Annotated in this window: 21 protein-coding genes; 11 read left to right on the forward strand and 10 right to left on the reverse strand. The window is 60.7% G+C overall.

The genetic code is table 11. The features are described 5' to 3' along the window. Positions 1–131: 131 nt before the first annotated feature. From ACIPO9_RS20060 to ACIPO9_RS20085, 6 genes are all read right to left on the reverse strand, one after another. The gene (locus ACIPO9_RS20060) at positions 132–1,193 is read right to left on the reverse strand and encodes an NADH:ubiquinone reductase (Na(+)-transporting) subunit F (protein ID WP_400782983.1); all 1,062 of its coding nucleotides are present in this window, start codon (positions 1,191–1,193) and stop codon (positions 132–134) included. Between the two features lie 10 nt (positions 1,194–1,203). After that, the gene (locus ACIPO9_RS20065) at positions 1,204–1,563 is read right to left on the reverse strand and encodes a phenol hydroxylase subunit P4 (RefSeq protein ID WP_400782985.1); all 360 of its coding nucleotides are present in this window, start codon (positions 1,561–1,563) and stop codon (positions 1,204–1,206) included. Between the two features lie 61 nt (positions 1,564–1,624). Further along, complete coding sequence (locus ACIPO9_RS20070) at positions 1,625–3,196, reverse strand: aromatic/alkene/methane monooxygenase hydroxylase/oxygenase subunit alpha (protein WP_400782987.1); 1,572 nt, start codon at positions 3,194–3,196, stop codon at positions 1,625–1,627. Between the two features lie 42 nt (positions 3,197–3,238). Further along, entirely contained in the window at positions 3,239–3,508 is a 270-nt protein-coding gene (locus ACIPO9_RS20075; protein ID WP_400782989.1) for an MmoB/DmpM family protein, read from the reverse strand. Continuing rightward, positions 3,505–4,500, reverse strand: coding sequence for an aromatic/alkene monooxygenase hydroxylase subunit beta (locus ACIPO9_RS20080; RefSeq protein WP_400782990.1), 996 nt, complete (start codon positions 4,498–4,500; stop codon positions 3,505–3,507). The genes ACIPO9_RS20075 and ACIPO9_RS20080 overlap by 4 nt, the downstream gene beginning before the upstream one ends. Before the next feature lie 63 nt (positions 4,501–4,563). Then, the gene (locus tag ACIPO9_RS20085) at positions 4,564–4,821 is read right to left on the reverse strand and encodes a phenol hydroxylase subunit (RefSeq protein ID WP_400782992.1); all 258 of its coding nucleotides are present in this window, start codon (positions 4,819–4,821) and stop codon (positions 4,564–4,566) included. Between the two features lie 355 nt (positions 4,822–5,176). On the opposite strand from ACIPO9_RS20085, the gene ACIPO9_RS20090 reads away from it, so the two are divergent. Both ACIPO9_RS20090 and catA read left to right on the forward strand, forming a co-directional pair. Beyond that, entirely contained in the window at positions 5,177–6,880 is a 1,704-nt protein-coding gene (locus tag ACIPO9_RS20090; protein WP_400782995.1) for a sigma 54-interacting transcriptional regulator, read from the forward strand. A gap of 198 nt (positions 6,881–7,078) precedes the next feature. After that, positions 7,079–8,008, forward strand: a complete 930-nt coding sequence (gene catA / locus ACIPO9_RS20095) for a catechol 1,2-dioxygenase (protein WP_400782997.1) — start codon at positions 7,079–7,081, stop codon at positions 8,006–8,008. 42 nt (positions 8,009–8,050) lie between these two features. Here catA and apbC read toward each other — a convergent pair whose 3' ends face one another. Then, positions 8,051–9,145 carry an iron-sulfur cluster carrier protein ApbC gene (gene apbC / locus ACIPO9_RS20100; RefSeq protein WP_400782999.1) on the reverse strand — a complete coding sequence of 365 codons (1,095 nt, stop codon included), beginning with the start codon at positions 9,143–9,145 and terminating at the stop codon, positions 8,051–8,053. A gap of 796 nt (positions 9,146–9,941) precedes the next feature. Between apbC and metG the strand changes: the two genes are divergently transcribed. From metG to ACIPO9_RS20120, 4 genes are all read left to right on the forward strand, one after another. Next, positions 9,942–11,990: a methionine--tRNA ligase gene (metG, locus tag ACIPO9_RS20105; protein ID WP_400783001.1), complete on the forward strand. Its 2,049-nt coding sequence runs from the start codon at positions 9,942–9,944 to the stop codon at positions 11,988–11,990. Positions 11,991–12,038: 48 nt separating this feature from the next. Then, on the forward strand, positions 12,039–13,073 hold the full coding sequence (rsxB, locus tag ACIPO9_RS20110) for an electron transport complex subunit RsxB (RefSeq protein WP_400783004.1): 1,035 nt from the start codon (positions 12,039–12,041) through the stop codon (positions 13,071–13,073). A 55-nt stretch (positions 13,074–13,128) separates the two neighbouring features. Further along, entirely contained in the window at positions 13,129–13,767 is a 639-nt protein-coding gene (gene nth / locus ACIPO9_RS20115; RefSeq protein WP_400604460.1) for an endonuclease III, read from the forward strand. A gap of 107 nt (positions 13,768–13,874) precedes the next feature. Further along, positions 13,875–14,057 carry a PA3496 family putative envelope integrity protein gene (locus ACIPO9_RS20120; protein ID WP_274136753.1) on the forward strand — a complete coding sequence of 61 codons (183 nt, stop codon included), beginning with the start codon at positions 13,875–13,877 and terminating at the stop codon, positions 14,055–14,057. Between the two features lie 105 nt (positions 14,058–14,162). On the opposite strand, the gene ACIPO9_RS20125 is transcribed toward ACIPO9_RS20120, so the two are convergent. Continuing rightward, complete coding sequence (locus ACIPO9_RS20125) at positions 14,163–14,789, reverse strand: response regulator transcription factor (protein WP_274136755.1); 627 nt, start codon at positions 14,787–14,789, stop codon at positions 14,163–14,165. Between the two features lie 1,185 nt (positions 14,790–15,974). Here ACIPO9_RS20125 and ACIPO9_RS20130 point away from each other — a divergent pair. Beyond that, the gene (locus ACIPO9_RS20130) at positions 15,975–16,535 is read left to right on the forward strand and encodes a hypothetical protein (protein ID WP_400783007.1); all 561 of its coding nucleotides are present in this window, start codon (positions 15,975–15,977) and stop codon (positions 16,533–16,535) included. 88 nt (positions 16,536–16,623) lie between these two features. Here the strand turns inward: ACIPO9_RS20130 and ACIPO9_RS20135 are convergent, their stop codons facing one another. Together ACIPO9_RS20135 and ACIPO9_RS20140 are read right to left on the reverse strand one after the other, a co-directional pair. Continuing rightward, positions 16,624–17,841, reverse strand: a complete 1,218-nt coding sequence (locus ACIPO9_RS20135; protein WP_274136758.1) for an argininosuccinate synthase — start codon at positions 17,839–17,841, stop codon at positions 16,624–16,626. A gap of 121 nt (positions 17,842–17,962) precedes the next feature. Beyond that, complete coding sequence (locus tag ACIPO9_RS20140) at positions 17,963–18,964, reverse strand: OmpA family protein (protein WP_400783010.1); 1,002 nt, start codon at positions 18,962–18,964, stop codon at positions 17,963–17,965. 146 nt (positions 18,965–19,110) lie between these two features. Here ACIPO9_RS20140 and pyrC point away from each other — a divergent pair, with 146 nt between their 5' ends. The 4 genes from pyrC to bfr all read left to right on the forward strand — a co-directional run bounded on the left by pyrC (position 19,111) and on the right by bfr (position 21,996). After that, positions 19,111–20,157 (forward strand): dihydroorotase, encoded by a 1,047-nt coding sequence (pyrC, locus tag ACIPO9_RS20145; RefSeq protein ID WP_400783012.1) that lies wholly within the window; start codon positions 19,111–19,113, stop codon positions 20,155–20,157. Then, complete coding sequence (gene rnt / locus ACIPO9_RS20150; protein WP_274136763.1) at positions 20,154–20,831, forward strand: ribonuclease T; 678 nt, start codon at positions 20,154–20,156, stop codon at positions 20,829–20,831. Before pyrC ends, rnt begins: the two co-directional genes overlap by 4 nt. A 268-nt stretch (positions 20,832–21,099) precedes the next feature. Beyond that, positions 21,100–21,318 (forward strand): bacterioferritin-associated ferredoxin, encoded by a 219-nt coding sequence (locus tag ACIPO9_RS20155; RefSeq protein ID WP_274135103.1) that lies wholly within the window; start codon positions 21,100–21,102, stop codon positions 21,316–21,318. 201 nt (positions 21,319–21,519) lie between these two features. Then, positions 21,520–21,996 carry a bacterioferritin gene (gene bfr / locus ACIPO9_RS20160; RefSeq protein ID WP_400604470.1) on the forward strand — a complete coding sequence of 159 codons (477 nt, stop codon included), beginning with the start codon at positions 21,520–21,522 and terminating at the stop codon, positions 21,994–21,996. Positions 21,997–22,699: the final 703 nt, after the last annotated feature.

Here is a 22,699-nt window from a genome sequence, read left to right on the forward strand (position 1 = left end):
AACGGGAAGCAGCGTACCTGTGTTTTTTTCAGCCATCAGAATCAACCTTTTTATTGTTATGGGTCGAGCGCATCCCGCCTCCTGATCTCGGGATCAGGAAGCAAGGGTGTCGGTTTGCGAAAAGCGTGGTGTCAGATGCGCTTGAACAGCGCCGAGCGTTGCGACTCGCCCGTCCCGTCGGCTGCGCTGTAGAAGCGCTCCATGAAGATGTCGCGCTCGAACAGCCGGCCCTGCATCAGGCAGGTGATCGCCGCGTCGATCATCGGCGGCGGACCGCACAGGTAGGCCTTGTTGCCGCTGAAACGGCCGTCGAAGTGCTTTCTCACTGCGTCGTGCACGTAGCCGCGAAAGCCAGACCACTGCTCATCCTCGGCAGCCTGGCTCAGGGCCGGGACGTACACGAAGTTGGCGTGCCTGAGCGCCAGCCCCTCGAACAGCTCACGGTTGTACAGCTCGGCCCGTGTACGCGCGCCCTGAAACAGCACGATGCTGCGTTTATCGCCCTGGGCCAGCAGTTCCAGAATCATTGACTGAGGGCTGGAAAGACCCGACCCGCCGGCGATGAAAATCAGGTCGCCAGCCTGTGATCCCCGCACGAAGAACTGCCCGTACGGCCCCGAGACCTCGACGCCGTCGCCCTCGCGCAACTGCTCATGAATGAAGCCGGTGGCCACTCCGCCGTCGACCTTGCGTACGTGCAGTTCGATCTCGTCGGCCTGTGCCGGCGGGTTGGCCAGGGAGAACGCCCGCGTGCCTTCAATGCCCGGCAACTGCAGGTTGATGTACTGGCCGGCCTGGAACGCCATGGGTCGGTCCAGCTTCAGGTGAATACCCTTGATGGTCGGCGACAGGTCCACGATCCGGCTGACCACCGCGCGGTAATCGGTGACCGGGTAACCCTTGAAGTCCGGGTCGACGTCGATGTCGGCCTCGATGACCATATCGCTCTGGGGCACGGCGCAGCACGCCAGCACCTTGCCTTCATCGCGCTCCATGTCCATCAGGGCAAAAGAGGATGCGGCACCGATATCGGCCTCGCCCTCCAGCACCTGCACCTTGCACGTCGCGCAGGTGCCATGCCCGCAGGCGAACGGCAGCCACACGCCCTGGCGCAGGGCCGCCTGCAGGATGGTCTGGCCCTCTTCGACCTCGATCTGCTCGCCGGTCGGCTCGATGGTGACTTGATAACTCATGGCGACCTCCTCAGTTGCCGCTGCCCGCCAACCCGTTCAGGCCTGGCGTGGACAGGTGCAGCAGACTCTTGTGGGTAATGCCGTTGTCCCCGAGGCTCAAGGTGTTGTCCGGGGTGAAAGGCGCGTCGTTGAGGCGCCAGCGAGCGGCGCTGAAGTCTACCGAGGCGGCGTCCGGATGTTGCGAAATGGCCGGGGTGAGCACCTGGGTGAGAAAGTCGCCGAAGCCCATTTGCGCAGGCAGCGGAAAGGTGAACGGCGCGCAGAACAGCAGGTGGTTTTCCCAGCACAGGTACACCAGTTGCGCACCGTGGAAGTTGCGTTGCAGGTCCAGGGGTTCGGCGCTGTAGTTGCCGATGGCGATCACGGACATGATGTGTGTTTCCTTGTTCTTATAAAAAAGGGCGGGCGACCGGCACCCGCCGCGGGTCGAGTCAACCAGCCTTGCGCGGGGTATCGGTATCCGGTGGCGCCTGGTCGGCCATCGGGGCGTGGGCCGCACCCTTGCCGTTGGGGTGCCACTGTTGCCAGCGCCGATGCTCGGGCGAGTCCTGGTACTCGAAGTTGTCCTGCCCTGAATGAATGTTGTAGTAGTCGCGCACCACCGACTCGACATCCGCGCCGCCACAGTTGCCCTGCAGAATCTGGTGCACCGGCAGCCACGCCTGCACATACTTCACCGGCTCGTACTGGAAGATGTCGCAGCAACCGTCGGAGCAGAAGTGGTAGCGCTCACCCTCGTACTCGGCACTGCGATGGCTCAAGGTGTTGGGGTCGTCCGGCTCGGTGAACGACAGCGGGATCTGGCAGATCTGGCACAGCATCGGCAAGGTCGGGTTGTAGAAGCGCTCGCCCTTTTCCTGCAAGGCGCGCCAATGCTCGAAACGCGGGCGGTAGATCTTGTCGAAGCTGTCCGGGTACTTGGCCGACAGCCAGTCCAGCTCCTCGTCGGTGGGCATCCAGGTGTGAAAGTTGGTCGCCTGGCTGTACTGATAGAAGATCGACCAGGCCTGGTGGGAGATGTGCTCCTTGCCGATATTGGCTTGCTCGACGTACTTGGGCGGACGAATGCCGTAGCGCTCAAGGTCCTTGAACAGCGCGCCGCCGGCCTGCTCGAAATACACCTCCCAGGCCTCGGCCCAGGACATCACCTTGTTGGGCAGCATGTAGTCCATCATCATCCCCACCAGCGTCAGCAGCCGGTAGCCGCGCCAGAACCACTTGTCGATCCAGCGCTGGATGATCGGCACGTTGTCTTCGTGCTGTTCGAGCAGAAACTTGATCACCTCAAGGCCCAGAGTCATGTGCCGCGCCTCGTCGGACTGCGCCGAGAAGCCGAAGGTGACCGTCGCCATGTCGCCGTTGTAGGCGGCGCCCGACATGAACGGCACGAACAGGAGGTTGGTCAGCACGTACTCGAAGGAGAACGAAATGGCCGTGAGGAATTCGAACGGGCCGGCGGTGCGGGCATCCTCGAAAAACGACTTGGGCACCGACAGGAACCACACCCGGTCGTGCATGTGGGCAAAGTCATGCAGGCCGTTGAAGTGCTTGTTGTAGTGGCTCATGGCGTGGATCTGCGTCTGCACATGGCGCAGTTCATCGATGGCCTGCATCTGGCAGGCGACCCGCGCGCCGGTGCCGCCGAAGTGCCGGCCGACCCGGGCAAAGCCCTGATAGGCCTGGTATTCGAGCGGCGTCACGCCGGACAGGAACAGCTTCAGCGCGTTGACGTAGCGGGCGTCGGAAATGTTGGTGTGACCGTTGTTCTGCGAGAACGCATCGAAGATCGCGTAGAGCTTCTTCTCTTTCTCGGCCTGGTATTTCCAGTAGGCGTCCATGGTCAGGCGGAAAGGGTCTTCCCACTTGTCCCAGTCGGTGATCTTGATCCCCTCGAAACGCTCGTAGGGGAAGATGTCTTCCTTGGTCTGATAGCTCGGCTCCCAACCCAGATCGCGGGTCAGGCAACGGTATTTGTCTTTCTGATTCAGGCGCTTGGCGACCATGATGTTCTCCGGTTCTTGTTCTTGGCGAAGTGGCTGCGCGTGTCAGTTCCAGTGCAGGACAAAGCTGTCGTCTTCTTCCTCGACGTTGCCGCCCAGGGTGATGACGTCGATCAGCATTTCCTGCACGTCCCAGGCGCGGCCGAGCTTTTCCTCGACCGTGGCGCGATGGATTTCCAGGCGGTTGGGGGCCTGCACGCGGATCATGGCCGGCTGGTGCTGGATCTGGGCGTGAGGGTTGTCCTGGGCGATGGCCTCGACGATGTAACGGGCGTTGTCGTTGTCCTGGAACGCGATGTACACGAGGGAATTCATTGGGCACCTCCGGCCAGGCCAAGCTTCTTCAGGCGGGCTGCAAAGTCGTTGTCGATAGAGGTCAGTGCGTCAGCGCCAGGTCCGATATCCGCCAGTGGTGCCAGCGCCTGCACGGCACGAGGGCGCCAGTGGGCGATCCAGCCTTCGATCAGCTCGCGGTTGGCGGCACTCTCACCGGCCACGGTCTTGATCAGCGCATCGACCCAGCGCTGGCTTTCGGCAAACCACAGGCGCATGAACTCGGTCAGCATCCCGACCTGCCCTGCCCCGTTGGCGCTCAGTTGCTCGTCGAACGCCTGGAACAGCAGCGGGTACACCAGGCCATCGCTGACCAGGTTCTGCGCCAGGGTCAGCTCGAACCAGTCACGCACCACCAGGGTGTCCTCGACGTAGCGGCGCATGCCCTGCCAGGCCGGATCTTCAAGCCATTGCTGCTTGGCCGAGGCGAGCAAGGCCAGGCCATCGTCTTCGAGCATCAGCCCGATCCGCGAGAGGTACTGCGCGATGGCCAGGCGATCCATGGCGGTGAACATGTGCATCTGGGTCAGGCTGGTGCCGAAACCGTCGGCGGCGATGCCGCTGTTGTTCATGTTCGCCCCAAGCTCGGCATGGCGCAGGGGCAGCAATAAGCGGGTGATCTGCTCCCGTTGAACGGAGTTGAGGCCGGCCAGCAGGTTGCGCTTTTCGCAAAAGGCGAAGTCGTGCTCGGCGTTCTCCTGCATCTTGGCCCGGGCCTGCACGTAGGCGCCGTAATAGAACTGGCGAGGGTCGCTGATCGCACCCCAGTCGGCCATCACCACGGCGGTGCGGCTGGCGTCGTTGAGCAATTTGTCCGGTTGCCACAGGGGCCGGTAGTGGAAGTTGGTGGCCGATTCGATATCGAAACTGGCCTCCTGGTAACGGCTGGCAGGCTTGTCGCCGAAGCGCCGGCGGGTGTGGCTGAAGGTGTGCCTGATGGGCTCCACGGTGGTGGTTTTAATCTCGATACTCATGACAGAGTCCTGTTGTTTTTATGGGTGCGTCAGGTGTTCGGGCAGGCCAGGGATGGGCGGCGCTCAATGCTCGGTGGGCTCATTGCCCTCGCCGTATCGCCACTTGCGCATGTCGTCGTCCACGGCCTGGGCCATGGCCGCATCCATGTGCTGCACGTTGTTGTGCTCGCAGAACAGCGCGAAGGCCCGACGCGGCAGGACCAGCTCGACGAACAGCTCGGGATAGCCGATGGCGAAGTCGAATTCGACGAAGGTTTCGTCCGGACCACTGCGTACTCGCACGTAGCGCTGCATCTGGTCGAAGGGGGTGTTGTTGTTCATGTTCGGCAACTCCTGCTGAGGCTTGCCCGGTCAAGGCAAAGGGTCCTCAGCAACGGCTGTGCCAGCGCAGTAAAAAATCGCCAAACTCTCTATTTTTCCTTTCTATTTCAGATAGTTATATTTTCAATGGCACTTCGCACCAGCGCCTGCTGGCGGCTGATCGCGCCCGCCGGATTCACCATTTGATCAAGCCCAAGCCGCCACTCACGCAAATGACAAATCGATTCGGGCGATTGACTTTTCTCGCGCTTTCAGGCCGCTTAGAAAAAGAAAAGCGCGACCGGCCTGAGCCAAAACCGAGGTCGCGATGCAAGCCTCAACGCCACCCCAACAACTACAAATCAGGGGCGTATCAATGATGACCACGTACAAAGCGTCGCAGCCTGCGCCGGCGCTCAAGGACCTGACCGATCAGGTTCGCTTTCATGGCACCGAAGGCAAGATCTGGCTTGAGGAACAGCGCATGCTGTTGGTCCAGGTGTCGATGATGGCGTCCTGCAGACGCGAGCTGATCGAGATGCTCGGCATCGAGCGGGCCAAGGGATTTTTCCTGCGCCTGGGCTATCAATCCGGGCTCAAGGACGCCGAACTCGCCCGCAAGCTGCGTCCCCATGGCAGCGATGTCGAAATGTTTTTCACCGGCCCCCAACTGCACTCGCTCAAGGGCATGGTCAACGTCCTGCCCCAGGAAATCGACATCGACCTGGACAACGGCCATTTCTACGCCGACATCGAGTGGCAGGACTCTTTCGAGGTGGAAAACTGTGCGTCCGAACACCTGCATTCCGAACAGCCGGTGTGCTGGATGCTGCTGGGTTATGCCATCAGTTACAGCTCGTTTTTCCTGGGCCGGCAGATCCTCTACAAAGAAGTGAGCTGCCGCGGCTGCGGTGACGAAAAGTGCCGGATCATCGGCAAACCGGCGGAACAATGGGACGATGCCGACACCTTCATGCGTTACTTCCAGAGCGATCCGATCATCGACGAACTGCAAGTGCTGCAGGTCCAGGTCGCCAACATGCGCCAACGCCTGCAACAGGCGGCCGGGCAGTTCTATGGCATCGGCGAGTCGGCGGTCTATCGCAAGACCTGTTCGCTGATCGACAAGGTGGCTGCGGGCAAGGCGTCGGTGTTGCTACTGGGTGAAACCGGGGTCGGCAAGGAGGTCATCGCCCGCAGCCTGCACCTGCGCAGCGAGCGCGCGGGCGGCCCGTTCGTGGCGCTCAACTGCGCCGCGATCCCGCCGGACCTGATCGAGGCCGAGCTGTTCGGTGTCGAGAAAGGCGCCTATACCGGTGCCCAGCAGTCGCGCATGGGCCGCTTCGAACGCGCCCACAACGGCACGCTGTTCCTCGACGAAATCATCGAACTCACCCCGCGTGCCCAGGCTTCGTTGTTGCGCGTCCTGCAGGAGCAGGAACTGGAGCGTGTGGGTGATTCCCAGACGCGGCGGGTCAATGTGCGCGTGATCGCCGCCACCCATGAAAACCTCGAAAACGCGGTCAAGACCGGGCGGTTCCGCGCCGACCTGTTCTATCGCCTGAACGTGTTCCCGGTGAACATTCCGGCACTGCGCGACCGGCGCGAAGACATCCCGCTGCTGATCGAGCACTTCCTCGACAAGCTGCACGAAAGCTATGGGAAAAAGACCCTGGGTCTGTCAGACCGCGCCCTGCAAGCCTGCCTGCACTACGACTGGCCGGGCAATATCCGCGAGCTGGAAAACCTGATGGAGCGCGGGGTCATCATCACCGACGTGAACCAGAGCATCGCGGTCGATTCACTCTTTCCCAACGACCCGCCACCGTCGCCAAGCGTGGGCCTGACCAGCGACGGGCGCCTGGCCAGCCAGACCGGCAAACAGGCGCAGGCCTGGATCGATCAGATTTTCGATGCCGGTATCAACCTCGCATCGGTCGAGGACCAACTCATGCAGGCGGCACTGGACCGCAGTCAGCAGAACGTCTCCGAGGCGGCACGGCTGCTGGGCATGACGCGGCCAGCCCTGGCCTATCGGCTCAAGAAAGGCCCGGCAGAGGAAGCACCGGGGGAACATTGATCATTTGAGCAACCCGGCGAGCCCAATTGAGCATCTGCTCAAGCCGGCTCGCTTGGAGGTCGCAATGAACAAATGCATTTATTTAATAAAAACAGACAGTTAACAGATATTTGGCACATTGGCATCAGGCTTGCTCTGAGGTGAACGACGCAGGCAAAGGCTTGCCTGCACACCACAACAAGAAGACGAGATGCGTTCATGACCGTGAAAATTTCCCAAACGGCGGCTGCCCGGCAATTTCTCGAAGAGGCCAGCGGCCTGCACAACGACGCAGGCAACCCGCGACTCAAAGCGCTGATTCATCGCATCCTGCAGGACAGCGTGCGCCTGATCGAAGACATGCAGGTGACCCCCGAAGAATTCTGGACCGCCGTGAACTACCTGAACGTGCTGGGCTCACGCAGCGAGGCCGGGTTGCTCGCCGCGGGCCTTGGACTTGAGCACTATCTGGACCTGTTGCTGGACGCCCAGGATGCCGAAGCCGGCCTGGAGGGCGGCACCCCGCGCACCATCGAAGGTCCGCTGTATGTCGCAGGCGCTCCACTGAGCAAGCATTTCGCTCGGCTGGACGATGGCCGCGATCCGGGCACCGTGCTGTTCATGCAGGGTCGGGTGCTGGACGTTGACGGCCAGCCGCTGGCCGGCGCCATCGTCGACGTCTGGCACGCCAACACCCTTGGCAGCTACTCGTATTTCGACAGCAGTCAGTCGGACTACAACCTGCGTCGGCGCATCGAAACCGACGCCGACGGCCGCTACCAGTTGCGCAGCATCGTGCCCAGTGGCTACGGCTGCCCGCCGGACGGCCCGACCCAGCAGCTACTGGACGCCATCGGTCGGCACGGCCAGCGCCCGGCGCACATCCACTTCTTCATCAGCGCGCCTGGTCATCGCCATCTGACGACCCAGATCAATCTGGCGGGCGACAAATACCTGCACGATGATTTCGCCTACGCCACTCGAGACGAATTGATCGCCGAGATTCACTTCAACGATGACCCGGCAGCCGCCGATGCGAAAGGAGTGAGCGGGCGTTTCGCCGAGATCGAGTTCGACTTCACGCTGCTGGCCAGCCAGATGCCGGATGAGGAGACGCGCAGACAGCGCCTGCGCGCACTGGAGGTGTGAGCCTTGCCGTTCCCGCACCTGTTGCGCGGGAACGGCAGCCACTCAATCGTCGCTGACGGAAATGCTGGGCATCGCAGGCGTTGCCGCTTCCTGCAACACAATGTGCGCGCCAACATGGCGGGCCAGCTCCTGGTAGACCATGGCGATCTGGCTTTCAGGCTCTGCGATGGCCGTGGGTTTGCCACCGTCGGCCTGCTCGCGGATCAGCATCGACAACGGCAGCGACGCCAGCAATTCCACGCCGTACTGCGAGGCGAGTTTCTCGCCGCCACCTTCACCGAACAGGTGCTCGGCATGGCCGCAGTTCGAGCAGATGTGCACGGCCATGTTCTCGACCACGCCCAGCACCGGGATGTTGACCTTGCGGAACATCTCGACACCCTTTTTCGCATCCAGCAGCGCCAGATCCTGCGGGGTGGTGACGATGACCGCACCGGCCACCGGGACCTTTTGCGCCAGGGTCAACTGGATATCGCCGGTGCCTGGCGGCATGTCGATGACCAGGTAATCGAGGTCGTTCCAGGCCGTCTGGGTGATGAGCTGCAGCAGTGCGCCGGAGACCATCGGCCCGCGCCAGACCATGGGAGTGTTGTCGTCGGTCAGGAAGGCCATCGACATGACTTCGATGCCATGGGCCTGGATTGGCACGAACCATTTCTGGTCCTTGACCTGGGGTCGGGTGCCTTCGGGAATGCCAAACATCACGCCCTGGCTTGGGCCATAGATGTCGGCGTCCAGAATGCCCACTCGCGCGCCCTCGCGGGACAGCGCCAATGCCAGGTTCGCGGCGGTGGTGGACTTACCCACGCCGCCCTTGCCCGAGGCCACGGCAACGATGTTCTTGACGCTGGCCAGGCCCGGGATCTGGCCCTGGGCCTTGTGCGCGGTAATCAGCGTGTTGATCTGGACCTTGGCCGAGGCCACGCCCTCCAGGCCTTCGATGGCCATTTGCAGCATCTGCGCCCAGCCGTTCTTGAACAGGTCGGCGGCGTAGCCCAGTTCCAGCTGCACATTGACGCGGTCGCCTTCGATGTCGATGGCACGCACGCAACCGGCGCTGACCGGGTCTTGATTCAAATAAGGATCGGTATACTGGCGAAGGACGGCTTCCACCGTTGCGCGATTCACGGCGCTCATGGGTCACTCCCGAAAAAGACTGAGCAAAACAGGCGGCTATCCTACCGCGTCTGTCAGGTGAGAGGGGGCGGGTTTTGCATCCGGCTTTTCTGCCGTCCTTGTTGATCGTTCCCACGCTGCGCGTGGTAACGCCTGGTTAGACGCTCCGCGTCGCTGGGTGACTTTGGGATTGGGGGTTGATCCGTTTTCGCGGTGGTTGGACTTTAGGGTTTCGCCCCTTACGGGCGACCTACTTTCTTCCGGGAAAGTAGGCAAACCATTTGCTCCTGGCTAGGGTCCTTCGGACTTCCCTCGACTCCGGCGCCGTTCCGGGGGCACGCCATGATGGGCCATCCATGGCCCGCACGGCTTTCGCGGCATCCCTGCCGCTCATCCCCCTGCACGACGCCTGCGCTCGGCCTGGCGCCTTAACGTCGCGCCCGGCGTCGTCTGCACCATCGCGGACGAAGATCAGGATCAAAATCTAAAACACACCACCGACCCGTAGCAGCACGGCTTGCCGGCGGGGGCGATTTTGCGGCCGCCATCGCGAGCAAGCTCACTCCTACAGGGTTGAGGTAAACGAAACGTAGCAGTCCGGCTTGCCGGCGTCGGCGATCTTGAAGACGCCCCCGCCGGCAAGCCGTGCTGCTACGGGTGTGTCCGACTTCAATCCTGCAGGAGCGCGCTTGCCCGCGACCGGCGATGTTGTATCCAGATTTCGCGAACGCCGCAGATCGCGCATCTGCGGGATGAAAAAAAACGCTCAGGCCTTTATAGTTACCGACCTCCGTTTCACTTCAAGTAGCCGAGCCCCATGTCCGAGCCACGCAAGATCCTCGTCACCAGCGCCCTGCCCTATGCCAATGGTTCCATTCACCTTGGCCACATGCTCGAGTACATCCAGACCGACATGTGGGTGCGTTTCCAGAAGCACCGCGGCAACCAGTGCATTTATGTGTGCGCGGACGACGCCCACGGCTCGGCCATCATGCTGCGCGCGGAAAAGGAAGGGATCACCCCTGAACAGCTGATCGCCAATGTCCAGGCCGAGCACAGCGGTGACTTCGCCGACTTCCTGGTGGATTTCGACAACTTCCACTCGACCCACGCCGAAGAAAACCGCGAGCTGTCGAGCCTGATCTACACCCGTCTGCGTGACGCCGGGCACATCGCCACTCGTTCGGTGACCCAGTATTTCGACCCGGAAAAGAAAATGTTCCTGGCCGACCGCTTCATCAAGGGCACCTGCCCCAAGTGCGGCACCGAAGACCAGTACGGCGACAACTGCGAAAAATGCGGCGCAACCTACGCCCCGACCGACCTGAAAGACCCGAAATCGGCCATTTCCGGCGCGACCCCGGTACTCAAGGACTCCAAGCACTTCTTCTTCGACCTGCCTGCCTTCGACGCCATGCTCAAAAGCTGGACCCGCAGCGGCACCCTGCAGGACGCCGTGGCGAACAAGATCGCCGAATGGCTGGACTCGGGCCTGCAACAGTGGGACATCTCCCGCGATGCGCCGTACTTCGGTTTTGAAATTCCGGACGAACCCGGCAAGTACTTCTACGTCTGGCTGGACGCACCGATCGGCTACATGGCCAGCTTCAAGAACCTGTGCGACCGCACCCCGGGCCTGGATTTCGATGCGTTCTGGAACAAGGATTCGACCACCGAGCTGTACCACTTCATCGGCAAGGACATCGTCAACTTCCACGCCCTGTTCTGGCCGGCCATGCTCGAAGGCTCGGGCTTCCGCAAGCCGAGCGGCATCAACGTGCACGGCTACCTGACCGTCAACGGCCAGAAGATGTCCAAGTCCCGCGGCACCTTCATCAAGGCGCGCACCTACCTCGAGCACCTGTCGCCGGAGTACCTGCGTTACTACTACGCGGCCAAGCTGGGCCGTGGCGTCGACGACCTGGACCTGAACCTCGAAGACTTCGTGCAGAAGGTCAACTCCGACCTGATCGGCAAGGTGGTCAACATCGCCAGCCGCTGCGCAGGTTTCATTCACAAGGGCAACGCGGGCGTGCTGGTGGCCGGCAATGCCGCGCCGGAGCTGACCGACGCTTTCCTCGCCGCTGCCCCAAGCATCGCCGAAGCCTACGAGGCCCGCGACTTCGCCCGTGCCATGCGTGAAATCATGGCCCTGGCCGACCGCGCCAACGCCTGGATCGCCGACAAGGCGCCGTGGTCGCTGGCAAAGCAGGAAGGCAAGCAGGACGAAGTCCAGGCCATCTGCGCCCTGGGCGTGAACCTGTTCCGCCAACTGGTGATCTTCCTCAAGCCGGTGCTGCCGAACCTGGCGGCCGACGCCGAACAGTTCCTCAACGTCGCCCCGCTGACCTGGGACGACCACCAGACCCTGCTCAGCAACCATCAGTTGAACCCGTTCCAGGCCCTGATGACCCGTATCGACCCGGCCAAAGTGGAAGCCATGACCAACGCCTCGAAAGAAGACCTCGCCGCCAGCGCCACCGACACCGGTTCCGCGCCACAAGGCAATGGCGAACTGGCCAAGGACCCGCTGTCGCCGGAAATCGACTTCGACGCCTTTGCCGCCATCGACCTGCGCGTCGCGCTGATCGAAAAGGCCGAGCACGTGGAAGGTGCCGACAAACTGCTGCGCCTGACCCTGGACATCGGTGACGAGAAGCGCAACGTGTTCTCCGGCATCAAGAGCGCCTACCCGAACCCCGCCGAACTGGAAGGTCGCCTGACCATGATGATCGCCAACCTCAAGCCGCGCAAAATGCGTTTCGGCATCTCCGAAGGCATGGTGATGGCGGCAGGCCCTGGTGGCGAAGAGATCTACCTGCTGAGCCCTGACAGCGGCGCCAAGCCAGGTCAGCGCATCAAGTAACCCTGCACGTGGCCAACGTTTCTTGCGGGGCGTTGGCCGGGTCAAATCATGAGCCTTATTTCGCGCATCGACGCCCTGTTGCCGCAAACCCAGTGCGGCAAATGCGGCCACCCCGGCTGCAAGCCCTACGCCGAAGGGATCGCCAGCGGTGAAGCGATCAACAAGTGTCCTCCTGGCGGCGATGAAACCATCGCAGCCCTGGCGCACCTGCTGAATGTCAACGTCATCGCCCTGGACACCGAACGCGGCAGCGCCCCGCTTCAGGTCGCGTTTATCCGCGAAGCCGAATGCATCGGCTGCACCAAGTGCATTCAGGCGTGCCCGGTGGATGCCATCGTCGGTGCCGCGAAGCTGATGCACACGGTCATCGTCGATGAGTGCACCGGCTGCGACCTGTGCGTGGCGCCCTGCCCCGTGGACTGCATCGACATGCTTCCCCTGCCCCTGGCGACCGTGGTACCGATTGTCGGCGGCCTGGCGGCGAACGACGCTCAACGAGCCGAGCGCACAGCCAAACGCAATCACGCTCGCCAGCGCTTCGAAGCACGCAACGCCAGGTTGCAGCGTGAGGAACGCCAGCGACAGGCAGAACGCCTGGCGCGCAAGCAGCCGCTGACAGCGCCACGAGCGGCCACGCCGGACCCGGTACAGGCCGCACTGGCGAGGATCAGCGCCCAGAAAGCCCCGGATGCCGAGGCGGCACTGAAACAGGCACGGATCAACGTTGCCATGAGCCGCGCCCAGTTGAACAAATCACTGAAAGCCTTCGGTCATCCGCCCATTGCCGAGCAAGCCGCGCAGTTGGTGGTCATGCAGCGCGAGCTGGATGATGCTGAAGAGGTGCTGGCGAAACTGCAGGCCGCTGAATCGCGGGAGGCTGCCGCGCAGCCTGCACCGCCCGCTGCGATGGAAAAAGCTGACAAGGCCACCCTGAACCGCGCGAAGATTCAATTGGCGATGAGTCGCGCCGCGCTGAAGAAGGCCCAGGCTGCTGAAGCCTCCAGTGAGGACATCGCCGCCTTGAGCGATCAGGTTATGCAAGCCGAACACACACTCAAGGCCCTTGAACCCGGCCCGGCTTGAACCTGCCAGAACACCCGACGCCCGACACGACCGTTTCCCAGGGAAAGCGCCTCTCATGAATGCAGCAAAACGTCTGGAAATTTTTCGTCGCTTGCACGAGGACAATCCCGACCCTAAAACCGAACTCTCCTACACCACACCTTTCGAACTGCTGATCGCGGTCATCCTCTCCGCTCAAGCCACGGACGTAGGCGTCAACAAGGCGACCGCCCGGTTGTATCCCGTTGCCAATACGCCCCAGGCGATCTACGACCTGGGCGTCGAAGGGCTGTCGGACTACATCAAGACCATCGGCCTGTACAACAGCAAGGCCAAGAACGTCATCGAGACCTGCCGCATGCTGGTCGAACTGCATGGCGGAGAAGTGCCGCAGACCCGCGAAGCCCTTGAGGCACTGCCCGGCGTGGGACGCAAGACGGCGAATGTCGTGCTCAATACCGCGTTCCGGCAACTGGCCATGGCGGTGGACACCCACATTTTTCGCGTGAGCAATCGCACCGGCATTGCACCCGGCAAGAATGTCGTGGAGGTCGAAAACAAGTTAATGAAGTTCGTCCCCAAGGACTATCTGCTGGACGCCCATCACTGGCTGATTCTGCATGGCCGCTACGTGTGCATCGCCCGCAAGCCCCGCTGCGGCAGTTGCAGAATCGAGGACCTGTGCGAATTCAAGCAGAAAACCTCAGACGATTGAGCGATAGCGTTTACAGGGGTTGATCGATTGAAAAAATCTTTTTTACCCGGTCGAGGTTTGTCGTTATAAGGTCCGCCAAAGACAGTCTAAGCCTGGAGTCGACTTTCATGAGTACTGACAAAGAGCAGATGGATGTAGACGACGACTTCGTATCCACAGATACAGACGAAGCCGCGCAAGTACCTGCGGAAACCGCAAAGACCAACCTCAGCAAGCGCCGCACCATCGACAACCTGCTGGAAGAACGCCGTTTGCAGAAGCAGTTGGCGGACTACGACTTCGACCTCTGATCTTCGGGCGCCAACAGCCTCTCGGGCAGCATGAGAGGCCAGGCCTGACGACATGAATTCAATTGGGGCAGCCTGCAAGATTCCGGTAGGGATGTACGCCCATCCCTACACCAGCCCGTTGCGCTGGGCGAGTTCGATCAGGTCCACCAGCGAGTGGGCGTTGAGCTTGAGCAGCAACCGGGTCTTGTAGGTACTGACCGTCTTGTTGCTCAGAAACATGCCATCGGCAATCTCCTTGTTGGTTTTCCCACGCGCCAACTGCTGCAGCACCATCATTTCCCGCGCCGACAGGCGATCGACCATCTCTGCCTCGCTGGCATTGCCTAGGCTGGAACGCACCGTGTGCAGCGCCTGGTTCGGGAAATAGCTGTACCCGGACAAAACGGCCTTGATCGCGCTGAGCAACTCGGTGAGGTCCTGCTGCTTGCACACGTAGCCTGCGGCGCCCGCCTGCATGCAGCGCATCGAGAAATGCCCGGGGGACTGGGACGTCAGGATCAGCACCTTGAAGGGCAATGTCATGGCCGTGAGACGGGCGATGACCTCCAGGCCGTCGAGCTTGGGAATGCCGATGTCCAGGATGACGATGTCGGGCAAATGCTCCCGCGCCAGTTGCAGCGCGTCCACACCGTTATCCGTTTCGGCGATGACCTCGTAACCGTGGCGCTCCATCAACATGCGCACGGCGAGTCGAATGACAGGGTGATCATCCACGATCAACACTTTATTCATGAGCAATCCATTCTTCGCTATTCGAATTTTCAGAGCCCGCACAATAGCTTAGTCGTTTAGTGCTTTGCATGGCGCTCCTCCCGCTGTACAAGCAGGCAAAGACCTTTCCCACTCAAGCAACAGAAATTTCCTACATTTTTTGACTTATATGCGTTCATTGGCAGGGCTTCCATTTGTCTTTCTCTGCCTGATGAACTCCTGTGAGCTGCGATGAAGGCTCATGGCGCGTAGGCCACACAACCCACACGCCCATTACTACAGCATGCTCGTCCATTTGCGTAATACCTCATGGGACTATTCGATCGGTCCGAGCGCGACGTGAAGAATATATACGCGCCCGGCGGACGATCTTTCCAAAATGAAAGGCTGACGACTCATCCTGGCGGCGCGCCTTGAACCGACCCTGCCCCCTTGCCGGCCCGGCCGACTTTCGGGCCAGCGAACCTTGCGGTGGCGTATTCGATCAGAATAAGCGCATCGCGCGGACATGCCAGAGGTGCACCACCAGAAAATATTGCAAGTCACACCACGACTCGTTCAGCGAACGGCGTGGTTGAAAAATACACACTGGAAAAAGTCTTTTTACATACATATATATTTACGGAAAAAGCCTACGACATATTCGGAAACTTCTGAATCCGCATCATTCGTCCCGCCGGGCCCTTCGGCGCAGAGCAGCCAGCGTTTTTTTGTCATGAATCGAAGAGGCGCCCCAGGTCTGAGTCAATCGGCAGGAGTAGTCATGCAGCCTCATCAGTAACGTTTGTGCGGCAAAGCATTCTTCCGACGCCTACGTAATACCATTCTTCTTATTAAATCCAGACAACTTCGCTCAAATAAGAAAAATACTACAACACTGACAGACCGCTGCGCCTCCCATGTAAGAACTTGGAAATCACTTTTGAAAAACTCTTTCAAAAAAATATTTTCCACTTGCAAATCCCGAATTCAATCGTTACTTTTTTTATGAATTACCGCTCTAATCCGACAACTAAAACGGCACACTAAGCCAATCCCGAGTTGTAACACCCTGACCACCATTCCGCTATTTATCTTGCCTTGATGTCGAGCGCGAGCGGGCTTCGGCCAACCCTGAACATGCCGCAGCCGATGCGTGAAAGTTATCCGGGCACCTGCATGTTCGCCGGGCTACGCCTTATACCTACATGTTCAAAGGAATAAACCATGACCAGAAAAGCAGAATTAACAGCGAAGACCTTTACTGAAAACCTAGAGATTGCCCAGGCCATCGAACGCTATGTCGCCCAGGGAGGGATCATCAATGTGGTTGCTGAAGGAGCCTCGGCCAGCAGGGATTCAGCCACGGCACAACCAGCGGCGCAGCCCGATCCGCAAACGTTGATCAACGCGAAGCTGGAGCAGCTCAAGGGGCTGGTGGCCAAAGGGGCGGGAGTGACCGCGATTCAGTATTCGCTGCGGATGAACCGCAAGGAAATCAGGCGGCTGGCGAGCGAGCATGGCGTGAAGATCGTTGACAGCAGGCCCGTCAGGGGGAAACGGTCGCTGCGTAACCGGGAAACCACCTCCGTCGATGACACCGTGGCTGGCCACGCAATGCATTACTCGACGCTGGGTTATACGGTGCCGGAGATCGCACAGTTGCTGGGACTTTCGGTGCGCGACGTCTGGAACATCGGCAAGGCTTACCGCTTTGAATTCAAAAGCCCGGGGAAAATCGACGAACCCGAACAGCCGTCTTCTGACGGGTCTGAGCCATTCAGATAAATAACCCGACGACCTGACCGTTAAACTTTCGATGCATTTGGAGGCAGATGCAACCCCGCAGCGGGGTTGCATCTCACGCGGTCAGCGATCAGAACAGCTTGCGGTTCTTGTTCGCGGCAATGCGCATGCGCAGTGCGTTGAGCTTGATGAAGCCCGCCGCATCGGCCTGGTTGTAAGCGCCGCCATCTTCTTCGAAGGTCGCGATGTTGGCGTCGAACAGCGAGTCATCGGACTTGCGGCCAGTGACGATCACGTTGCCCTTGTACAGCTTCAGGCGAACGACACCGTTCACGTGAGCCTGGGAGGCGTCGATCATCTGTTGCAGCATCAGACGCTCAGGGCTCCACCAGTAGCCGGTGTAGATCAGGCTGGCGTATTTAGGCATCAGCTCGTCTTTGAGGTGAGCGACTTCGCGATCCAGGGTGATCGACTCGATGGCGCGGTGCGCCTTGAGCATGATGGTGCCGCCCGGGGTTTCGTAGCAGCCACGGGACTTCATGCCCACGTAACGGTTCTCGACGATGTCCAGACGACCGATGCCGTGCTCGCCGCCGATCTTGTTCAGGGTGGCCAATACGGTAGCCGGGGTCATTTCGACGCCGTCCAGCGCGACGATGTCGCCGTTGCGGTAGGTCAGTTCCAGGTACTGCGGCTTGTCAGGCGCGTTTTCCGGGGAAACGGTCCAGCGCCACATGTCTTCTTCGTGCTCGGTCCAGGTGTCTTCCAGCACGCCGCCTTCATAGGAGATGTGCAGCAGGTTGGCGTCCATGGAGTACGGGGACTTCTTCTTGCCGTGACGCTCGATAGGGATCGCGTGCTTCTCGGCGTAGTCCATCAGCTTCTCGCGGGACAGCAGGTCCCACTCGCGCCATGGGGCGATGACTTTCACGCCCGGCTTGAGTGCATAGGCGCCCAGTTCGAAACGCACCTGGTCGTTACCCTTGCCGGTCGCGCCGTGGGAAATGGCGTCGGCGCCGGTTTCGTTGGCGATTTCGATCAGGCGCTTGGCGATCAGCGGACGGGCGATGGAGGTACCCAGCAGGTACTCGCCTTCGTAGACGGTGTTGGCGCGGAACATCGGGTAGACGAAATCACGCACGAACTCTTCGCGCAGATCGTCGATGTAGATTTCTTTGACGCCCATGGCTTGCGCCTTGGCGCGTGCTGGTTCGACCTCTTCGCCCTGACCCAGGTCAGCGGTAAAGGTCACCACTTCGCAGTTGTACGTATCCTGCAGCCACTTGAGGATTACCGAAGTATCCAGGCCACCGGAATACGCGAGAACTACCTTGTTTACGTCCGCCATGCCATCACTCCAACGCGTTGTACGGAAAACCGATGATTCTACCGTTCAAACCCGTGGATTTACAGTGTCGCGACAGCTTCTGACGACGAAGCGACAGAATCTGTCGAACACACGACCCCAATCACGAGGCTTTTGGCGGCGAACCCAGCGTAGAGGTTGGCGTTGGCGTGGCCGCTGGCGCAGGCACAGGTGCAGGCGCCGGGACCGGTGCCGGGGGTTGCGAGGGCGGCTGTACAGGCGCCTGCACCGGCGCCACTGCCGGTTTCAACTGCGCGACACGTTCCAGATGAATGTTCACCCGGCGGTTGCGCGCCCGGTTGGCATTATTGGTATTGGGTACCAGCGGGTACTGCTCGCCATGGAAGCGCACGGTGATCTGCTCTTCCGGGATGCCCTGGGCCTTGAGATAGTCCATGACCGCCAGCGCCCGACGGCGGGACAGGTCACGGTTGGTCAGGCGATTGCCGCTGTTATCGGAGTGGCCGTCCAGTTCGACGCGATTGACCGATGGATCGGCGCTCATGTAAGCCAGCACGGTGTCGAGTTGGCGCTTGGCCTGGGCATCGAGTTCGATACCGCCAGCCGGGAAGCCGATCTCCGACTTGCTGACCTGATCGAAATTCATCGGCAGCAACTTGGCCGTACATGCCTGGAACTGGTTGTAGGCCGAGGTGAACTTGACCGGCAACAGACGAACTTCCATCGCCCCGCCGCCGTCGCGCAGGCTGTGACGGATGACCGGGCTGCGGCCCTCCATCAGACCCGCGATCAGCCGGCTCGCCTGGGCCTGGCTGGTGTTGAAAGGAATGTCCCCGTTGCCCACTTTCACCGCGCCCAGGTTCAGATCGCCACGACCTGGCTGCCATGGCGCAGCGGCGGCAATCAGCGTCGCAGAACCTGCCGCCAGGCTGTAGCCATTGGCCTTCAGGCGAAAAGTCGCCTGCTCGCCCGCTCGACGCACGAACTCGCCCGCACCGAAGTCGGTGATCGGCTGGCTCAGGCGGCACTCGAACTGGTCGCCTTCCACCTTCCACTCGATATTCTCCAGACGGGTCTGGAAAGTGAGTGCCATCGCGGGCAGGCTGGCAAACGCGCTGAGCAGGGCTAGATATCGCTGGCGCACGGGAGGCTCCACAAAAAATTTACCGCGTAACAAGATTTATCGCTTACACATCTCTATCGGATAGTTCCTGCAAAACTTGATAGCGAGTGCCTGAAGGAGTCTTTTCCGGTAGCATTCGGGCACGTTTTACCCGCCTGGAATTCCCAATGTCCGACCGCCTGACCCTCCTGCGCCCCGACGACTGGCATATCCATCTTCGCGATGGCGCTGTTCTGCCCCACACCGTCGCCGACGTGGCCCGCACCTTCGGCCGCGCCATCATCATGCCGAACCTCGTGCCGCCGGTACGCAACGCCGAGCAGGCCGATGCCTATCGCCAGCGCATCCTCGCCGCGCGTCCGCAAGGCAGCCGTTTCGAGCCATTGATGGTGCTTTACCTCACCGACGTGACTCAGCCCGAAGACATCCGCGCCGCCAAGGCTAGTGGCTTCGTGCATGCGGCCAAGCTGTACCCGGCCGGCGCGACCACCAACTCCGACTCCGGCGTGACCAGCGTCGACAAGATCTTCCATGTGCTGGAAGTCATGGCTGAAGTCGGCATGCCGCTGTTGATTCACGGCGAAGTGACCCGCGGCGACATCGACGTGTTCGACCGCGAAAAGATCTTCATCGATGAGCACATGCGCCGTGTGGTCGAGCGTTTCCCGACGCTCAAGGTAGTGTTCGAACACATCACCACGGGCGATGCCGTGCAGTTCGTCAACGAGGCTTCGGCCAACGTCGGCGCGACCATCACTGCCCATCACCTGCTGTACAACCGCAACCACATGCTGGTTGGCGGGATTCGCCCGCACTTCTACTGCCTGCCGATCCTCAAGCGCAACACCCACCAGGTTGCCCTGCTGGACGCGGCCACCAGCGGCAGCAGCAAGTTCTTCCTGGGCACCGACTCGGCACCTCACGCCCAGCACGCCAAGGAAGCCGCCTGCGGCTGTGCCGGCTGCTACACCGCCTACGCCGCCATCGAGCTCTATGCCGAAGCGTTCGAGCAGCGCAACGCGCTGGACAAACTCGAAGGCTTCGCCAGCCTCAACGGTCCGGCGTTCTACGGCCTGCCTGCCAACACCGAGACCATCACGCTGGTTCGTGAAGAATGGACCGCCCCTACCAGCCTGCCGTTTGGCGAGCTGTCGGTCATCCCGCTGCGCGCCGGTGAAAAACTGCGCTGGCGCCTGCTGGAGGAAAACGCGTGAGTGAAGACCTTTACGACGACGAACAGGAAGGTTCCGGCGGCGGCACAGGCTCCCGGCACCCGATGGCGGCACGCTTTCGCGGCTACCTCCCGGTCGTGGTCGATGTAGAAACCGGAGGTTTCAACGCCGCTACCGATGCGTTGCTGGAAATTGCAGCGACCACCATCGGTATGGACGACAAGGGCTTCGTGTTCCCGGAACACACCTACTTCTTCCGCGTCGAGCCGTTCGAAGGCGCCAACATCGAAGCGGCGGCCCTGGAGTTCACCGGGATCAAGCTCGACCACCCGCTGCGCATGGCGGTGAGCGAAGAGACTGCGCTGACCGACATCTTCCGCGGCGTGCGTAAGGCCCTCAAGGCCAATGGCTGCAAGCGGGCGATCCTGGTTGGCCACAACGCCAGCTTTGACCTGGGCTTCCTCAACGCGGCCGTCACGCGCCTGGACATGAAGCGTAACCCGTTTCATCCGTTCTCGAGCTTCGACACCGCAACCCTGGCGGGCCTGGCGTACGGTCAGACCGTGCTGGCCAAAGCTTGCCAGTCGGCGGACATCGACTTCGACGGTCGCGAGGCCCACTCGGCCCGCTATGACACCGAGAAGACCGCCGAGCTGTTCTGCGGCATCGTCAACCGCTGGAAGGAAATGGGCGGCTGGCACGACTTCGACGACTGAAGCCTGCTGCGCCCTCCCAAACCGGCCCCCGTGGCCGGTTTTTTTATGCTCGCACACCCCGTAGCAGCACGGCTTGCCGGCGGGAGCGATCTTGAGGCCGCCCCCGCCGGCAAGCCGTGCTGCTACAGTGGAACGTGAGCTTTAGCATCCCTTCACCCGACCGTTCATCGGCGTTCATCTGAAGGTTGGGAAGTAGTTTTGACAAGCATTCTCATTAACATTAGTATCCGTCCCATATCGCAAATAACTCAGCGACGGTCCTTTTTTTATGTATGTCTGCCTCTGCACAGGTGTCACCGACGGACAAATCCGCGAAGCGATCATGGAAGGATGTTGCAGCTATCGTGAAGTGCGCGAGACCTTGGGTGTCGCCAGTAAATGTGGGAAATGTGCCTGCCTTGCGAAGGAAGTGGTGCGTGAAACCCTGACTGAACTGCAAACGACCCAGGCGGCCCTTGCCTACCCTGCAGAATTTTCTGCTGCCTGATTCAGCGAATTTCAAAGAACCGGACCCAGTGTCCGGTTTTTTTATGCCTGTAATTCAACTAGTTAGCGATAAGATGCGGAACAAAAACATTCTTATTCCTATTAATTTTCACTTATTATTCAATAACTTAGGTTTGACAGGCGATTGTTCGAAGCTCAGACTTGCGGCTTATATACGAACATCTTCGACAGGACCTCGATCATGAAAGGCGACATTACAGTCATCCAGCATCTCAACAAGATCCTCGGAAACGAGCTGGTCGCGATCAACCAGTATTTTCTGCATGCACGCATGTACGAAGACTGGGGCCTGAACAAGCTGGGCAAGCACGAGTACAAAGAATCCATCGACGAGATGAAGCACGCTGACAAACTGATCAAGCGCATCCTGTTTCTGGAAGGCATCCCGAACCTGCAAGACCTGGGCAAGATCCTGATCGGCGAACACACCAAGGAAATGCTGGAGTGTGACCTCAAGATCGAGCGCAAGGGTCACGCAGATTTGAAAGCGGCCATCGCCCATTGCGAAACCGTTGGCGACTTCGGCAGCCGTGAAATGCTCGAGGACATCCTGGAGTCCGAAGAAGAGCACATCGACTGGCTGGAAACCCAGCTGGGCCTGATCGACAAGGTCGGCATCGAGAATTACCTGCAATCGCAAATGGGCGAAGAAGACTGATTCCAGCCTTCCCCCAAAAAGCCCCGCCCGGTGTTCAGCCCGGCGGGGCTTTTTTATGCCCCGGGAAATCGGGCGGGCACCGGATTGGGTTCGCCGCAAAACCGTAGCAGCACGGCTTGCCGGCGGGGGCGTCCTCAAGATCGATCCCGCGGGCAAGCCCGGCTGCTACGGGGTTTGCGTCGTACGCGCGACCGGTTTCTGGCCGAAGGCCGTAGGAGCGCGCTTGCCCGCGATTGCAGTGGGTCAGCCTATACAAATGTGTCTGGGCTCACGCCGTCGCGGGCAAGCGCGCTCCTACACGGGATCGGGGTGATCATGCCTCTTGAGAACAACCCGGACTGCTACGGGGTTTGCGTCGTACGCGCGACTGGTTTCTGGCCGGAGGCCGTAGGAGCGCGCTTGCCCGCGATTGCGGTGTGTCAGTTCATCTAAGTGTGTCTGGGCTCACGCTGTCGCGGGCAAGCGCGCTCCTACGGGGGATTGGGATGGTCATGCCTTTTGAGAACAACCCGAACCCGTAGCAGCACGGCTTGCCAGCGGGGGGCGGCCGCGGGATCGCCGACGCCGGCAAGCCGGACTGCTACGGGGTTTGTGTCGTACGCGCGACCGGTTTCTGGCCGGAGGCCGTAGGAGCGCGCTTGCCCGCGATTGCGGTGTGTCAGTTCATCTAAGTGTGTCTGGGCTCACGCTGTCGCGGGCAAGC

Origin of the sequence: Pseudomonas sp. NPDC090203 (assembly GCF_044746765.1) — a bacterium.
GTDB lineage: Bacteria > Pseudomonadota > Gammaproteobacteria > Pseudomonadales > Pseudomonadaceae > Aquipseudomonas > Aquipseudomonas putida_AD.

Coding starts and splice junctions, on each gene's coding strand:
- apbC (WP_400782999.1), bottom strand. CDS start 9,145: ATGAGCGCCGTGAATCGCGCAACGGTGGAAGCCGTCCTTCGCCAGTAT.
- nth (WP_400604460.1), top strand. CDS start 13,129: ATGAATGCAGCAAAACGTCTGGAAATTTTTCGTCGCTTGCACGAGGAC.
- ACIPO9_RS20130 (WP_400783007.1), top strand. CDS start 15,975: ATGACCAGAAAAGCAGAATTAACAGCGAAGACCTTTACTGAAAACCTA.
- ACIPO9_RS20125 (WP_274136755.1), bottom strand. CDS start 14,789: ATGAATAAAGTGTTGATCGTGGATGATCACCCTGTCATTCGACTCGCC.
- rsxB (WP_400783004.1), top strand. CDS start 12,039: ATGAGCCTTATTTCGCGCATCGACGCCCTGTTGCCGCAAACCCAGTGC.
- ACIPO9_RS20070 (WP_400782987.1), bottom strand. CDS start 3,196: ATGGTCGCCAAGCGCCTGAATCAGAAAGACAAATACCGTTGCCTGACC.
- ACIPO9_RS20085 (WP_400782992.1), bottom strand. CDS start 4,821: ATGAACAACAACACCCCCTTCGACCAGATGCAGCGCTACGTGCGAGTA.
- ACIPO9_RS20075 (WP_400782989.1), bottom strand. CDS start 3,508: ATGAATTCCCTCGTGTACATCGCGTTCCAGGACAACGACAACGCCCGT.
- pyrC (WP_400783012.1), top strand. CDS start 19,111: ATGTCCGACCGCCTGACCCTCCTGCGCCCCGACGACTGGCATATCCAT.
- ACIPO9_RS20060 (WP_400782983.1), bottom strand. CDS start 1,193: ATGAGTTATCAAGTCACCATCGAGCCGACCGGCGAGCAGATCGAGGTC.
- metG (WP_400783001.1), top strand. CDS start 9,942: ATGTCCGAGCCACGCAAGATCCTCGTCACCAGCGCCCTGCCCTATGCC.
- ACIPO9_RS20090 (WP_400782995.1), top strand. CDS start 5,177: ATGATGACCACGTACAAAGCGTCGCAGCCTGCGCCGGCGCTCAAGGAC.
- ACIPO9_RS20120 (WP_274136753.1), top strand. CDS start 13,875: ATGAGTACTGACAAAGAGCAGATGGATGTAGACGACGACTTCGTATCC.
- ACIPO9_RS20080 (WP_400782990.1), bottom strand. CDS start 4,500: ATGAGTATCGAGATTAAAACCACCACCGTGGAGCCCATCAGGCACACC.
- catA (WP_400782997.1), top strand. CDS start 7,079: ATGACCGTGAAAATTTCCCAAACGGCGGCTGCCCGGCAATTTCTCGAA.
- bfr (WP_400604470.1), top strand. CDS start 21,520: ATGAAAGGCGACATTACAGTCATCCAGCATCTCAACAAGATCCTCGGA.
- ACIPO9_RS20065 (WP_400782985.1), bottom strand. CDS start 1,563: ATGTCCGTGATCGCCATCGGCAACTACAGCGCCGAACCCCTGGACCTG.
- ACIPO9_RS20135 (WP_274136758.1), bottom strand. CDS start 17,841: ATGGCGGACGTAAACAAGGTAGTTCTCGCGTATTCCGGTGGCCTGGAT.
- ACIPO9_RS20155 (WP_274135103.1), top strand. CDS start 21,100: ATGTATGTCTGCCTCTGCACAGGTGTCACCGACGGACAAATCCGCGAA.